We start from the raw sequence: 14288 nt of genomic DNA on the forward strand, positions 1-14288 counted from the left end.
GCTCCCCACGCCGCCGAGCCTTCAACGATCGCAAAGAACGCGGATATTTCCCAATCCGCGGCCACGTCGGCAAGGTCACACTCGCCGCCAAAACGTCAACCAGCGGTTGACGCCATAAACATCGTCAACCTATGGTTGACGCATGGATCAGATCGTTCGTCTAGGCGAACTCATCAATGCGATCAAGAGCCGTCACCCCGACGGCGACCCGCTGGAGCAGCTCACCGACGCCGTCGTGCTCGGCGAGCAGCTCGGCGAAGTGGCCGACCACCTGATCGGCCATTTCGTCGACCGGGCCCGGCACGCCGGCGCCTCCTGGACCGACATCGGGCGCAGCATGGGCGTGACCAAGCAGGCCGCGCAGAAGCGCTTCGTGCCCAAGGAGACCTCGCTCGCCGAGGACCTGCGCTCGTACGGGCGCTTCACCGACCGCACCCGGGCCGTCATCGTGGCGGCGCAGGGCCTCGCCCAGAGCAGCGGGGCGGGCCACATCGAGCCGGAGCACCTCGTGCTCGGGCTGCTGAGCGTGCCGGAGTGCCTGGCCGTGCGCGTGATGGAGGCGCTCGGCGCTCCGCCCGACACGGTGCGCCAGGCGATGGGGGCCTTCACGCCCGCCGGTGAGGCGTCGGGGGACGCCTCCGCGACCGCGCCCGGCGCGGGCCCGGAAGGCGGGGCCGCCGAGGGGCCGCCGTTCTCCGCGCAGTCCAGGAAGGCGCTGGAGCTGACGCTGCGCGAGGCGCTGCACCTCGGGCACAACTACGTCGGCACCGAGCACGTGCTGCTGGGCGTGCTCTCGCTCGGCGAGGGCCCGGCGGCGCATCCCGTCGCGACGGTGCTCGAAGGGCTCGGCGTGCGGAAGGAAGCGGCGGAGCGCGAGATCAAGGAACGCCTGGCCCGCATCCTCCGCGACCGCACCTGACCGGGCGCCAGGGCGCTCTCCTCCTCCGGATCCTTGCGAGAACTCTCGGAGTGCGGCCTACGCGGGCGCCAGGGGGGTCGAGGCCGGGGCCGGGAGGAGGCGGGGGCTCGGGGCCGGGCTCCGGGTGATCCGGCGCAGCAGGGCGTGCAGGCCGAGGGAGGTGCGGGGCGGCCCCGGGGTCTCCCAGCGGGGGCACGGGCCCTCGCAGCGGATCAGCCGCCCGTACAGGCCGATGCGGGTCCGGCCGGGGCCGGGGTGGAGGAAGGCCAGGTCCGCGCCGTCCTGTCCCGCCCGCGTCAGGGCGGCGCGCATCTCCGGCGACCAGTACGCGTCCCACCCGGGCGACACCACCGCCAGCGCGCCGCGCAACGCGCCGGGGGTGAGGTCCACGCTGGTCAGGTACGCCAGAGGCGCGCCGCTCCGCTCGGCCATGGCGACGGCGCGCCGCTCGTAGGCGGTGAAGAAGTCCGCGCCCGTCCCGTCGTAGGGCCGGTCGAACGTCACCTTCGGCGCCTGCGTCCCGCCCTCCGCGAGGTCCCGTCCTCCCCACCGGTTGTGGGCCTGCCAGGTGGTGACCGCGTTGACGAGCACCACGCGGCCACGCGCCGACGAGGAGCGCACGGTGATCGGCACGTACCGGCCGCCGCCCGTGGACGCATCCAGCCGGACCAGGTAGGCGCCCTCCCGCCAGCCGGTGGTGTCCACGGTCAGCGACGGCTTCCAGTGGGCGGCCGTCACCATGCCCCCGACCGTGAGCGGCTCGGCCTGCCGCGCCCCCGGGACGTTCCCCGACCGCCACACCAGCTCGGGCCGGACGCCCATCCGGAAGGCCCGCGCGGTGAAGGCGGGCGCGGTCGTGGACACCAGCAGCCGGAACCGCTCGCCCGGCAGCACGCTGACCCGGTCGGCGTACCCTTCGATCTCGTGCTCGCCGCCCTGGGCGCCGACGCGCCACGCGGCCCGCCGGACCTGCCGGCGCCCCGGAACCGGGCCGGCGGCCCCGGCGCCCGTCCCCGGGTCCGCGCCCTTGTCCGCCATCGCCCCCTCGCCTGGTCCAGGGCCGGATGCCGCCGCGCCCGGAGGCGCGGTCCCGGCGGCGGTCGGGGGCGGGGCGGCGGCGGGCGTGGGACGCGAGCCGGGCGGCACGGCAGCGGCGCCGCAGCCGGCGACCGGCGCCAAGGCCAGCGCCAGGGCGAGCCCGGCCGCCGGGAGCCTGAGTGCCCGCGAAGGGCGCGGCGGGACGCGGCGGGACGAGGGCGCCGACGCGCCCGGGGAGGTACGCACGGAATCCCATCGTCACGACCCCGCCCCCGCGAGCCGGCCACTTGACCGACTCCTTACGGCCCCACGGCCCACCCAGGACCGTCACACCGGCAGGACGCAGCCCGGGCTCTCCACCTCGTACGCCTCCCCCGTCGGCACCGGCACCCCGTCCTCCAGCGCGAACACCGTCACCACGTTCGCGTTCTGGTTGGCCACGTACATCCGGTCGCCGTCGATGGCGAAGTGGCGCGGCCAGGCGCCGCCGGACGGCACCTCCGCCACCGTCGTCAGGTCGCCGGCCCGCAGCACGGAGATCGTGTCCGGCCCCCGGTTGGCCACGTAGACGTGGTCGCCGTGCACCTCCAGGTGGGACGGCTGGTTGCCGGAGCCCGCCGCCGAGGCCGGTCCGGTGAACCGCGTGTCGCCGTCGATGGCCGTGACGACCCCGTCCAGCTCCCCCACCACGTACAGCCGCGACCCGGCGAAGGCCATGTGGCGCGGGCCGGTGCCGGGCGGCAGGCGCAGCGGCTCCAGGGGCTCGCCGTCGAGCGTGTAGCGGCGGATCTCGTCGGTGCCGAGATCGCTGATGTGCAGGACGTCCTCGTGGAAGACCGCCTGGTGGGCGTGCGGGCCCTCCTGGCGGTCGGCGACGGGGCCGGAGCCCTCGTGGCGCAGGGCGGTCGCCGGGCCGGTGAAGGCGCCCCGCTCGTCCAGGCGGTGGATGCTCGCGGTGCCGTCGCCGTAGTTGGCGACGGCGAGCAGCGTGCCGGACGGGTGGACGGCCACGTGGCACGGCGTGTGCCCCTCGCTGGGGCGTTCGGCCAGCGGCGACAGGCCGCCCTCGGCCCGGAACGCGGTGATCCACCCCTGCGCCAGCTCGCCCACCGCGTACAGCACCGGAAGGGCGGGATGGGCGGCCAGGAAGGAGGGCGAGGCGATGCGGGTCAGCTCCCCGTCACCCGTGACGATGCCCGGGCCGTATCCGCCGATGTACAGGTGCTTCACGAAAAGCGTCCTCTCATGGTTGACTGGAGCAATGAATTCGTTGACCCAAGCAAGGGTTTCTGAGATCAGAGCCTTCAACCGGTTCTATACGAAGATGATCGGGGTTCTCCAGGCGGGGATGCTCGACTCGGCGTACTCCCTCACCGAGGTCAGGGTGCTGTACGAGCTGGCGCACCACGCCGAGCCGATGGAGACCGGCGACCTGCGGGGGCTGCTCGGGCTCGACGCGGGCTATCTCAGCCGGATCCTGTCGCGGCTGGAGGGCGACGGGCTGCTGTCGCGGGAGCGCTCGCCCGGCGACGCGCGCAAGCAGGTCGTCCGGCTGAGCGAGGCCGGCGTGGCCACGTTCCGGCGCCTGGACGCCCGGTCGGCCGAGGAGATCGAGCAGCTCCTGGCCGGCCTGCCCGAAACCGGGCAGGAGCGGCTGGTGACCTCGATGGCGGCGATCCGGAAGCTGATCAGCCGGGACAGGGAGCGCGAGCCGTTCGTCATCAGGCCGCCGCGCATCGGCGACCTCGGCTGGGTCGTCCAGCGGCACGGCGACCTCTACAGCCGCGAGTACGGCTGGGGCCTCGCGTTCGAGCAGCTCGTGGCCCGGCTCCTGGGCGGGCTGGACCTCGCGGGCCGCGACGCGGGCTGGATCGCCGAGGCCGGCGGCGAGCGGCTCGGATGCGTGTTCTTCGAGCACGTGGACGACGGCACCGCCAAGCTGCGGATGCTGCTGGTCGAGCCGTCCGCCCGGGGGCTCGGCCTCGGGCGGCGGCTGGTCGAGGAGTGCGTGCGCCACGCCCGCGAGGGCGGCTACCAGCGGATCACGCTGTGGACCCGCGACTGCCTGGAGGGCGCCCGGCGCATCTACGCGCGGACGGGATTCGTGCACGAGTCCAGCGAGAGGGGCGTCGAGAACGGCGTCGAGGTGGTCGACGAGGTCTGGACGCTCACCTTCTGAGCAGCGCGCGCCGGCCCGGCCACCAGTTGAGCGGCCCGGCCAGGCGCATGAGGCTGGGCACGAGCACCGCCCTGATCACCGTCGCGTCCACCAGCACGGCCACGGCCATGCCGACGCCCAGCATCTGCACGAACGTCACCTCCGCCGTGGCGTACGCCGCGAAGGACAGCGCCAGGATGCCGCCCGCCGCGGTGATCAGCGGGGCGCCCCGCTGTAGCCCGGCCGCCACGGCCCGGCCGGTGTCGCCCGTCCTCGCGTACTCCTCCTCGATCCGGGACAGCAGGAACACCTCGTAGTCCATGGACAGGCCGTAGGCCACGCACAGCATGAGGATGGGGATGCTCGGGTCGAGGCTGCCGGTGGGCGTGAAGCCCAGCAGGCCCGCCAGGTGCCCGTCCTGGTAGACCCAGACGAGCGCGCCGAACATGACGCCGAGGCTGAGCAGGTTCAGCACGCTCGCCTTGACGGGGATGAGCAGGCTGCGGGTCATGGCGAACAGCAGGACGAAGCTCACGCCCAGCATCAGCCCGAGGACCAGCGGCAGCCGTCCCACCACCGAGGCCCGGTAGTCGGCCAGCTCCGCCGGATAGCCGCCCACCAGCACCGGGAACGGAGGCCGCACCGCCCGCACGGCCGCGACCAGCCGCACCGGGTCGCCGGCCAGCGCCTCCGCGGAGGGCACCACCGACAGCCAGGTGCCGCCCCGCCCGGCGAACCGGGCCGGCTCGCCCGCGCCGACGCGCCGCCCGGCCGCGTACGAGCCCGCCGCAGAGTCGACCTGGGCCACGCCGGGCAGCCGCGACAGAGCCGCCGCGTAGGCGCCCACCGGCCCGGCGCCACCTCGGGCGGCCCCCTGAGAGGCCGCGCCGGCGTCGGCCGGCCCGCCGGTCGTCCGGGAGACGACCTGGATGGCGTCGGTCTCCTCGGCGGGGAAGCCCTGCCGGATGACCTCCTGCGTCTGCCGGGCCGGGGCGGAGGCCGGGAGGATCCGGTCGTCGGCCACGCCGAAGCGCAGCCCGAGGAACGGCGAGGCGAGCAGGAGCAGCAGCCCGGCCGCCAGGCCCCCGAAGACCAGCGGCCGGCGCATCACCCGCGTCGCGAGCCCGTGCCAGAACCCACCCTCCCGCTCCGGCACGGGCCTCCTCGGCAGCAGCGCCCCGCCGGCGGAGGCGAGGAGGGCCGGCAGCACGACCACGGCGGCGACCGTCCCGCCCAGGACCACCGCGATGCCCGCGTACGCGAACGAGCGCAGGAACCCGAACGGCAGCACGAACAGCACCGCCAGGGAGGCGGCCACGGTGAACCCGCTGAAGAGCACGGTGCGCCCCGCGTGCTCGACGGCCGCGGCCACGGCCTCCACCCGGTCGAGCCCGCGCCGCGTCTCCTCGCGGAAGCGCGCGATCATGAACAGGCAGTAGTCGACGCCGAGCCCGAGACCCATCGCCAGCGTCAGGTTCAGGGCGAAGGTGGAGATCTCGGCGAACGCCAGCACCCCGCGCAGCAGGGCCAGCCCGACGACCATGGCGTACACCCCGGCCAGGATCGGCACCAGGGCGGCCGCGACCCGCCGCTGGTAGAGCCAGAGCAGGACGAACACCAGCTGGAAGACGACCAGCTCGGCGCGGACGAAGTCCTGGCGGGCCAGCGGCACGGTCTGGCGGAACACCTCCTCGCCCCCTCCGGCCCGCACCTGGAGGAGCGCGTCGCCCCGGGTGATGTCGGGGACCAGGCGGGGCAGCACGACCTGCCGGACGTGGCCGGCGTCCCCGGGGACGCGCGCGACGATCAGCGCGTGCCGCCGGTCCTCGCTGCGCAGGGTGGCGGAGCCGCCGCGGGTCCAGTACGAGGCGGCCTCGGCGACGCCGTCCGCGGCGCCGACGCGGGCGGTCAGCCGCCGGCCCGCCTCGGCGACGGCGGCGTCGTCCACGGTGCCCGTCCTCGGAGTGACGAGGAAGACCAGGTCGGGGCTCCCGGTGCCGAACCGGGCGGCCAGCTCGGCCTGGGCCCGGTCGGACTCGGATCCGGGCGCCTCGAACCGGGCCAGCGACAGGCGAGGCACCGCGCCCGCCGCGAGCGCCGCGGCGGCCACGAACAGGGCCAGGGCCAGGGCGAGCACCGCGCGGCGCCGCCGGGCGAGGAGGCGGCCGAGCCGGCGCAGGGGCGGCCCGCCCTCGGGCGCGGCCGGCGCGGGTCCGGCGGCGTCCGGGACCACGGGCGCGGACGGGTTGGTCATGCGGACTCCCCGGAAAAGTCGGTAATGTACTCGTGTTTCACCCTTCGAGGCTCAGGAATACAAGTAAATGCTCGCATTTGTCAACGCGGGATGCCGTCGTGACCGGAGGTCGTCGTGACCGAGCGCGTGGTGCGCAGGCAGGCGCGGGGGCTCCGGCGCATGGCGGACATCCTCGACGCGGCCGAGCTGGTGATCGCCGACGTCGGCTACCCGGAGATGACGACCAACCAGGTCGCGGCCCGCGCCGGGATGTCGCCGGGCTCGCTGTACCAGTTCTTCCGCAACAAGGAGGAGATCCTCGACGGGCTGGTGACCCGCTACACCGACGAGCGGGAGGAGTTCTGGGCGGCCCGGTTGGCCGAGGTCACACCGGAGGTGCCGCTGGAGGCGCTGGTCGGGCGGCTCGTGGACGAGAGCGTGGCGTTCAAGACGCGCTCGCCCGCCTACTGGGCGCTGCTGTACGGCTCGGCGACCGGCGACCGGCTGGCCGCCGCGGCGGGGCGGCTGCACGAGGCGATCGCCGGCCAGGTGGCGGAGCTGCTGCGGCGGCGCTCCCCCGGCCTGGAGCCGGAGCGGGCGCTGACGCTCGGCACGATGGCGGTGGCCGCCGTGAAGGCCGTCATGCCGCTCGTCTCCACGGCCGCGCCGGAGCGGGCGGACGCCCTCGTGGCGGAGCTGAAGGTGATGCTGGTGCGCTACCTGGACTGAGCGGCCTCGAAGGTCAGTGGCGGAAGGGGCCGGTCACCTCGAAGGTGTGGCCGTCGCCCGGCTCGCCGGCCGGGCCGCGCCGGGAGGAGAAGTACAGACGCGAGCCGTCGGGCGAGAACGCCGGCCCGGTCAGCTCCGCGCCGGCGTGCCCCTCCAGGCGCAGGAACGGGGCGATCGCCCGGTCGGGGGTGATGACGTCGACGCCCATCGTGTCCCTGGTCACGTACAGGTCGCCGGAGGGCGCGGCGGTGACGGCCCGCACGCCTCCGCACAGCCGCTCCAGCGTGGACGTCTGCGCGTCGTAGGCCCACAGGCCGTGATCGCCCTTGGTGGTGAAGTAGCACACGCCGCCGGCGTAGTGGCAGCCCTCGGCGCCGTCGAAGCGGCGCGCCTCGTCGACCTGGTGGCGCGTGGCCTTGAGCAGCGCGGCCGGCGAGGGCACGGGCCGCCAGTCGCCGGAGACGCACAGCACCTCCAGCCGCCCCTCGGTCAGGTCGCCCCAGTCGCCCGGCACGAACCGGTAGAAGCACCCGTCGGGCTCGCCCTCGGTGAGGTAGACGACCTGGCGGTCGGGGTCGCAGGCGGCGGCCTCGTGACGGAAGCGCCCCATGGCCAGGCGGGGCCGGGCGGCGCGGGCGCCGTACGGGTCGCACTCGAAGACCCGGCCGCGGTGGCCCAGCTCGCACGACAGCCACGTGTGCCAGGGGGTGGCGCCGCCGGCGCAGTTGAGGTCGGTGCCGGACAGGATCCGGTAGGCGTCGGCGACCGTGCCGTCCGGGGCGAAGCGGAGGGCCGCGGCGCCGCCGAGCAGGGGCAGCTCGGAGTTGGAGACGTAGATCCAGCCGGCGCCGTCGGGGAAGCAGGCGCCGCCGTCGGGCGCCGCGTGCCAGGTCAGCCCGGCCACCTTGCGGCCCGAGCGGGCCACGACCCGGCCGCTGAACCCGGCGGGCAGGACCAGCCCGTCGCCGCCGTACGGGGCGAGCGGGCCGTACGGGCCGGCCGCCTCCCGGCGGAGCGGGCCCGTGCGGAGGAGAGTCTTGCGGGACATGGGTCAGGCCTCCCTCTGGGTCCACGCTAGTCGACAGCACGGACATGAATGGCGGGATCCCGCCCGCCGAACAGCACGCGAACCCCGGCCCACCGGCCCGTCGCATCCGCGCATATCGCTCACGGCTTCCACCCGCGCCCGCCCCCTCCTCCGGCACGGAAAAGCCCGGGGCCGCGCGGGGCTCCGGGCTTCACCGGCAGGGTCAGCGCTGGGCCTGGAACATCCAGCGCTCCTTGTCGATGTCCTGGGCGATCGCGATCAGGATGTCCTGGGTGGCGGGGTCGGGCTCGTCGGTCGCCTCGATCCGCTCGCGCAGCCGCCGGCCGATCCCGTCGAGGATGTCCGCGACCGTGGCCACGACCTTGCCGTCCTCGATCCAGCCGTTCTCCGGCTGCGCCAGCTTGGTGTTCTTGGCCAGGGTGGAGGAGCGGCCGTCGGGGTTGATGCCCAGCGCCGACGCGCGTTCGGCCACGGTGTCGGCGTGCTCGCGCGCCAGCGCGACCAGCTCGTCGAGTTGCAGGTGCACCGAGCGGAAGTTCGTACCGACGATGTTCCAGTGCATCTGCTTGGCGACGAGCGACAGGTCGATGAGGTCGACGAGGGTGCCCTGCAGGCACTCGGCGACCGTGCTCTTCGCCTCGCCCGAGAGGGGTCCGGTGATCGGAGCCATGATGTTTTCCTCCCCGTTGTACGACATCTCCGCTCTTTCTGCACCAAATCCGGCGCTTTAATCCTCCGCATTGACACTGCAACAGTGACAGTGTCATTGTGAGGGCATGGAGGAGACCTGGACCATCGGCGAGCTGGCGGAGCGGGCGGCCGGCCTGCTGCGCGCCGGCGGGCCGAACGGCAACGGCCGGGTGCGCGAGGTGCCGGGCGAGCGGTTGATCAGGTGGTACACGACGATCGGCCTGGTCGACCCGCCGCTGTCCCGGCGCGGCCGGGTCGCCCGGTACGGGCGGCGCCACCTGCTCCAGCTCGTGGCGGTCAAGCGCCTCCAGGCGGCCGGGCTGTCGATCGCCGACATCCAGATGGCCCTGGCGGGCGCGACGGACGCCATGCTGGAGGGAGCCGCCCACCCGGAGACCGATCTGGAGGCGCCAGGAGCGGCCGGCTCCGCGTCCCGCCCCGACGGCGAGACGGACGCCTCGCGCGAGGCCGCGCCAGGGCCCGACCGCTTCTGGGCGCGCGCTCCGCGAGGCCGCGCCCCCTCCCCCGCCCCGGCACCCTCGCTCACCCCCGCCCCCTCGCCCGCCTCGCACCGGCCCGCGCCCCGCGGCCCCGGGACCGATGGCCATGACGAACCGCGCCACCGCGATCCCGCCGTCGCTCCCGAGCCGGCGCCGCCCGGCGGCCTGGTGCGCGGGATCAGGCTGGCGCCCGGCGTGACGCTGGTGCTCGACGGCTCCGGCCGCACCCCCTCCACCGACGACGTCCAGGCCGTGCTCGGCGCGGCCGCCCCGCTGCTGGCGGTGCTCGAAGAGAGGAAGCTCGCATGAAGATCGTTCCACTCGAGCCCGGACGGTGCCGGCCGGTGCCGGACTCCGGGTTCGGCGCGCTGCGCACGGACCGGGGCAACCTGCCACTGGAGGGCGTGGACGTCACGGCCGCCGTCTCCGGTCTCGTCGCCGGCGTCGAGGTGGCCCAGGAGTTCCGGAACCCGTTCGACGTCACGCTGGAGGCCACGTACGTCTTCCCGCTCCCCGACCGGGCGGCCGTGACCGCGTTCCGGATGGAGGCCGACGACCGGGTCATCGACGGCGTGCTCAAGGAGCGCGGCCAGGCGCGGGCCGACTACGACCGGGCGCTGCGCGAGGGCCGGCGCGCGGCGATCGCCGAGGAGGAGCGGCCGGACGTGTTCACGATCCGGGTGGGCAACATCCTGCCCGGCGAGCGGGTCACGGTCCGGATGTCGCTCAGCCAGCCGCTGCCGTACGAGGACGGCGCGGCCACGTTCCGCTTCCCGCTGGTGGTGGCGCCCCGCTACATCCCGGGCGCCCCGCTCGACGGCTCCCCCGCCGGGGACGGCGCCGCGCCCGACACCGAGGCCGTGCCCGACGCCTCGCGGATCACCCCGCCGGTGCTCCTGCCCGGCTTCCCCGCGCCGGTGCGGCTGTCGCTGGCGGTGACCCTCGACCCCGCAGGTCTGGACCTGCGGGACGTCTCCTCCAGCCTGCACGTGGTCGAGGAGGACGGCCACACCGTACGCCTGCGCCCCGGCGAGCGGCTGGATCGCGACTTCATCCTCAGGCTGGCCTTCGACGCCTCGACCGCCCTCCAGATCGACACGAGCGGGACGGACGGCGAGACGGGCGGCCAGACGGACCGCGAGACGGACGGCGGCGGGACGCGCGGCGGCGGGACGTTCGCGCTGACCGTCGTGCCGCCCGCCCTGGAGGCGCCGCGCGCGCCGCGCGACCTGGTGCTGCTGCTGGACCGCTCGGGCAGCATGAGCGGCTGGAAGATGGTCGCCGCCCGGCGGGCCGCCGCGCGCATCGTCGACACGCTCACCTCCAACGACCGGTTCGCGGTGCTGACCTTCGACTCGGTGGTGGAGCAGCCGTTCGAGGGGCTCGTGGAGGCGTCCGACCGCGACCGGTACCGCGCCGTCGAGCATCTCGCGCGCGTGGACGCCCGGGGCGGCACCGAGCTGCTGGAGCCGCTGCGCGAGGCCGTGCGGCTGCTGCCGCCCGCCGAGGGCCGCGAGCGCGTGCTCGTCCTCGTCACCGACGGCCAGGTCGGCAACGAGGACCAGATCCTGGAGCAGGCGGGCGGCGCGCTGTCGGCCATGCGCGTGCACGCCGTCGGCATCGACCGCGCCGTGAACGCCGGCTTCCTCGGCAGGCTCGCCGGGCTCGGCGCGGGCCGGTGCGAGCTGGTCGAGTCGGAGGACCGGCTCGACGCCGCCATGGAGCAGATCCACCGGCGCATCGGCGCGCCCCTGGTCACGGACCTGGCCCTCAAGGGCCTCGACACGGAGCCGGGCACGGTCACGCACCTGGGCTCGATCTTCCCGGGTGTGCCGCTGCGGGCCTACGGGCGCCTGCGGCGCGTCGAGCCGGGCGGCGCGACCGTGACCGTGCGGGGGCTCGCCGCGGGAGAGCCGTGGGAGCGGCAGGTCACCGCGACGGCCGTGGACAACCCGGCGCTGCGCGCCGTGTGGGCCCGAGCGCACCTGCGCGCGCTGGAGGACCGCTACGCGATGGGCGAGCACGAGCTGGAGGACGAGATCGTCCGGGTCTCGCTGGAGTACGGCGTCCTGTGCAGGTTCACGGCCTACGTCGCGGTGGACAGCAGGACGGTGGCCGAGGGCGGCCCCGAGCACCGGGTCATCCAGCCGGTCGAGCCCCCGAGCGGCTGGGAGATGCCGTCGGCGCCGTCGATGCCCGGGTTCATGGCGCAGGCCGCCGTGATGGCGGCGCCGGGCCCGTTCCGCGCGTCGTCGCCGACGTTCGAGGCGGCGCTGGACCAGGGCGTCCCGATGAGCCCGCCGGCCGCCCCCGCGCCGCCGAGGGCTCCGGGGGCAGGAGCCGCCGGCTCCGCGCCGGGGGACGCCGGCGGGTTCGGCGCCTCGTCGGGCGGGTCGGCGGGACCGCGCGGGCCGGTGTTCGGCCGGCCGGGCGCGGTGCCGCGTCCCGCCCGCCGGGCCGCGGGCGGGCTGGAGCCGGTACGGGGACAGCTCGTGGCCGAGCTCGACCGGCTCAAGGCGCTGCCCACGGCCGACGCGCTGTACCTCGCCGACCTCGGCTCCCGGCTGGCGGCCCTGTCCTCGTACCTGGGGGATCACGCGGAGCTGTCGGCCCTGGCACGTGAGCTGGAGGCGGCCGAGCGGCCGGGCACGGACCTGGCGGGGCTGCGGCGGCACGCCGTCGAGGTGCTCACGTCGCTGACGGGCGGCCCCGCCCCGGACGCGGGGGGCGGCGGCTCGCCGGAGGCGGGCGGCGGCTCGCCGGCCGGGCCGCGGCGCGCGCCCTTCTGGAAGCGCGGCTGACTTCTGGAAGCGCGGCTGACGCTGACGGGCATCCCCTCCGTGGCGAGGGGGTGCCCGTCAGCGTTCGATCATCCGCATCTGCTCCTCCTCGTGGTGGTCACCCGCGGCCGGGGGCAGGGCGTCGAGCCTGGCCAGGTGCTCGCCGGTCAGCTCGATGCCGTCGGCGGCGACGTTCTCCTCCACGCGGGCGACCCGCTTGGTGCCCGGGATGGGCGCGACGTGCTCGCCCTTGGCCAGCAGCCAGGCCAGCGCCACCTGCGCCGGGGTGGCGCCCGCCTCGGCGGCGACGGCCCGCACCTCGTCGGCCAGGCGCAGGTTGCGCCGGAAGTTCTCGCCCATGAAGCGCGGGCTGGTCCTGCGCCAGTCGGTGGCGTCGAACTGCTCCGGCGAGCGGATCTCGCCGGTGAGGAAGCCGTGCCCGAGCGGGGAGTACGGCACGAGGCCGATGCCCAGCTCGCGCAGCACCGGCAGCACCCGCTCCTCCACGTCGCGGGTCCACAGCGCGTACTCCGACCGCACGGCGGTGACCGGGTGGACGGCGTGGGCGCGGCGGATCGTCTCCGGCCCGGCCTCCGACAGGCCGATGTGGGACGTACGGGCCGTAGATCTCGGCGGTGTCGAGGAAGGTGACGCCCAGGTCCAGCGCCCGGTGGATGGCGCGGACGGACTCGGCGTCGTCGCTGCCGGCGCCGGTGTAGCCGAAGGACATGCCCATCGCGCCCAGGCCGATGCGGGAGACGTCCAGGTCTCCCAGGGTGGTGTGCTTCATGATCGCGGCAGGCTCCTCCTGGTCAGGGCCGGATGAGGACCTTCAGCGCGGCGCGGTCGTTCATGGCGCGGTAGCCGTCGGGCACCTGCTCCAGGGAGACGGTGCGGTCGAAGACGCGGCCGGGCTCCAGCGTGCCGTCCAGGATCGCGGGCAGCAGCTCCTCGATGTAGGCGCGGGCCGGGGCCACTCCGCCGGTCAGGGTGAGGTTGCGGAAGAACTCGCCGAAGCCCATGGGCACCTCGTCGTACTGGGGGGCGCCCACCCGGCTGACGGTGCCGCCGTCGCGGGCCACCGCGAACGCCGTCTCGATCGCCTGCCTGGTGCCGACGCATTCCAGCACGGCGTGGGTGCCGTCGCCGCCGGTGAGTTGCCTGACGTGCTCGACGCCCTCGTCGCCGCGTTCGGCGACGACGTCGGTGGCGCCGAAGTCGCGGCCCAGGTCGGTGCGGCCCTGGTGCCGTCCCATGAGGATGATCCGCTCGGCGCCGAGCCGCCTGGCCGACAGCACCGCCATCAGCCCGACCGCGCCGTCGCCGATCACGGTCACCGTCGTGCCCGGCCCGACCCCCGCGGTCACCGCGCAGTGGTTGCCCGTGGGGTAGACGTCCGACAACGTCAGCAGGGACGGCAGCAGCTCCGAGTCCTCCTCGACCGGGAGCTTGACCAGGGTGCCGTCGGCCTGCGGGACGCGGACCGCCTCTCCCTGTCCGCCGTCCACGCCGTTCGCGCCCCACAGACCGCCGTGCCGGCAGGAGGTCTGCAGGCCCTCGCGGCAGAAGTCGCACGTGTTGTCCGACCACACGAAGGGCGCCACCACGACGTCGCCGCGCCGCAGCCCGGACACCTGCGAGCCGGCGTCCTCCACGACGCCGAGGAACTCGTGCCCGATGCGCTCCCCCTCCTCGGTGGCCGCCCGGGACTTGTACGGCCACAGGTCGCTGCCGCACACGCATGCGCGCAGCACGCGTACGATCGCGTCGGTGGGTTCCCGCAGCACGGGGTCGGGCACGTTCTCCACGCGCACGTCACCGGCGCCGTAGATCAAGGTCGCTTGCATGAGAGCCTTCCGTCATCGTGGGGCGTCCGTCGTCGGACCTACCCCCGGCCGGTCGAGGCCGGGTGACCGGCACGCCTGCCCCGGGCCGCTCACAGGTAGATCTGCGGCGCGGCGGCGGCTCAGCGGCCGCGCGGACCGGTCACCCTCCATCAAACGCGCGCGCCCGGACTCCAGGCAGGCTCTGCCGTTACGGGTAACGGCAGAGCCCCCCAGCGCGGGCTCACCGCCCGCCGGCCGGACATAATTCTTTGCTGGCAGAATGCCGTGAATTTCGGGAGAAGGCCGTATACGATCCGCCGCCGTCGCGGCACTCTGCGAAACCACTCCAAAACGGCCCGGCCCGCGG

General features: G+C 75.0%; 12 protein-coding genes and 1 pseudogene. 5 read left to right on the plus strand and 8 right to left on the minus strand.

What is annotated here, in order from left to right:
* Positions 1–142: 142 nt before the first annotated feature.
* On the plus strand, positions 143–919 hold the full coding sequence (locus HTZ77_RS07925) for an ATP-dependent Clp protease ATP-binding subunit (protein ID WP_175588817.1): 777 nt from the start codon (positions 143–145) through the stop codon (positions 917–919).
* Between the two features lie 57 nt (positions 920–976).
* Here the strand turns inward: HTZ77_RS07925 and HTZ77_RS07930 are convergent, their stop codons facing one another.
* Both HTZ77_RS07930 and HTZ77_RS07935 read right to left on the minus strand, forming a co-directional pair.
* A complete protein-coding gene (locus HTZ77_RS07930; RefSeq protein WP_175588818.1) occupies positions 977–2203 on the minus strand; it encodes a N,N-dimethylformamidase beta subunit family domain-containing protein in 1227 nt (408 codons plus the stop codon).
* A gap of 81 nt (positions 2204–2284) precedes the next feature.
* Entirely contained in the window at positions 2285–3187 is a 903-nt protein-coding gene (locus HTZ77_RS07935) for a lactonase family protein (protein ID WP_175588819.1), read from the minus strand.
* 94 nt (positions 3188–3281) lie between these two features.
* On the opposite strand from HTZ77_RS07935, the gene HTZ77_RS07940 reads away from it, so the two are divergent.
* A complete protein-coding gene (locus tag HTZ77_RS07940) occupies positions 3282–4136 on the plus strand; it encodes a bifunctional helix-turn-helix transcriptional regulator/GNAT family N-acetyltransferase (RefSeq protein WP_235994446.1) in 855 nt (284 codons plus the stop codon).
* On the opposite strand, the gene HTZ77_RS07945 is transcribed toward HTZ77_RS07940, so the two are convergent.
* Complete coding sequence (locus tag HTZ77_RS07945; protein ID WP_175588820.1) at positions 4126–6369, minus strand: MMPL family transporter; 2244 nt, start codon at positions 6367–6369, stop codon at positions 4126–4128. The two genes, HTZ77_RS07940 and HTZ77_RS07945, sit on opposite strands and share 11 nt — an antisense overlap.
* Positions 6370–6483: 114 nt before the next feature.
* Here HTZ77_RS07945 and HTZ77_RS07950 point away from each other — a divergent pair, with 114 nt between their 5' ends.
* Complete coding sequence (locus HTZ77_RS07950) at positions 6484–7077, plus strand: TetR/AcrR family transcriptional regulator (RefSeq protein WP_328808479.1); 594 nt, start codon at positions 6484–6486, stop codon at positions 7075–7077.
* Positions 7078–7090: 13 nt separating this feature from the next.
* Here HTZ77_RS07950 and HTZ77_RS07955 read toward each other — a convergent pair whose 3' ends face one another.
* Together HTZ77_RS07955 and HTZ77_RS07960 are read right to left on the minus strand one after the other, a co-directional pair.
* The gene (locus tag HTZ77_RS07955; RefSeq protein WP_175588821.1) at positions 7091–8125 is read right to left on the minus strand and encodes an alkaline phosphatase PhoX; all 1035 of its coding nucleotides are present in this window, start codon (positions 8123–8125) and stop codon (positions 7091–7093) included.
* Positions 8126–8327: 202 nt separating this feature from the next.
* Positions 8328–8795 (minus strand): Dps family protein, encoded by a 468-nt coding sequence (locus HTZ77_RS07960; RefSeq protein ID WP_175588822.1) that lies wholly within the window; start codon positions 8793–8795, stop codon positions 8328–8330.
* 106 nt (positions 8796–8901) lie between these two features.
* Here HTZ77_RS07960 and HTZ77_RS07965 point away from each other — a divergent pair, with 106 nt between their 5' ends.
* Both HTZ77_RS07965 and HTZ77_RS07970 read left to right on the plus strand, forming a co-directional pair.
* A complete protein-coding gene (locus tag HTZ77_RS07965; protein WP_175588823.1) occupies positions 8902–9624 on the plus strand; it encodes a helix-turn-helix domain-containing protein in 723 nt (240 codons plus the stop codon).
* A complete protein-coding gene (locus HTZ77_RS07970) occupies positions 9621–12116 on the plus strand; it encodes a VIT domain-containing protein (RefSeq protein ID WP_175588824.1) in 2496 nt (831 codons plus the stop codon). Before HTZ77_RS07965 ends, HTZ77_RS07970 begins: the two co-directional genes overlap by 4 nt.
* A gap of 57 nt (positions 12117–12173) precedes the next feature.
* Here the strand turns inward: HTZ77_RS07970 and HTZ77_RS07975 are convergent, their stop codons facing one another.
* From HTZ77_RS07975 to HTZ77_RS07980, 3 genes and pseudogenes are all read right to left on the minus strand, one after another.
* Positions 12174–12701, minus strand: coding sequence for an aldo/keto reductase (locus HTZ77_RS07975; RefSeq protein ID WP_328808505.1), 528 nt, complete (start codon positions 12699–12701; stop codon positions 12174–12176).
* A 70-nt stretch (positions 12702–12771) separates the two neighbouring features.
* Positions 12772–12885: pseudogene (locus HTZ77_RS48095) on the minus strand (aldo/keto reductase); the annotation flags it as partial.
* A 22-nt stretch (positions 12886–12907) separates the two neighbouring features.
* Positions 12908–13942, minus strand: a complete 1035-nt coding sequence (locus HTZ77_RS07980) for a zinc-dependent alcohol dehydrogenase family protein (RefSeq protein ID WP_175588825.1) — start codon at positions 13940–13942, stop codon at positions 12908–12910.
* Between the last annotated feature and the right edge of the window lie 346 nt (positions 13943–14288).

The organism is Nonomuraea montanisoli, assembly GCF_013363975.1.
In the GTDB taxonomy this organism is placed as follows: domain Bacteria; phylum Actinomycetota; class Actinomycetes; order Streptosporangiales; family Streptosporangiaceae; genus Nonomuraea; species Nonomuraea montanisoli.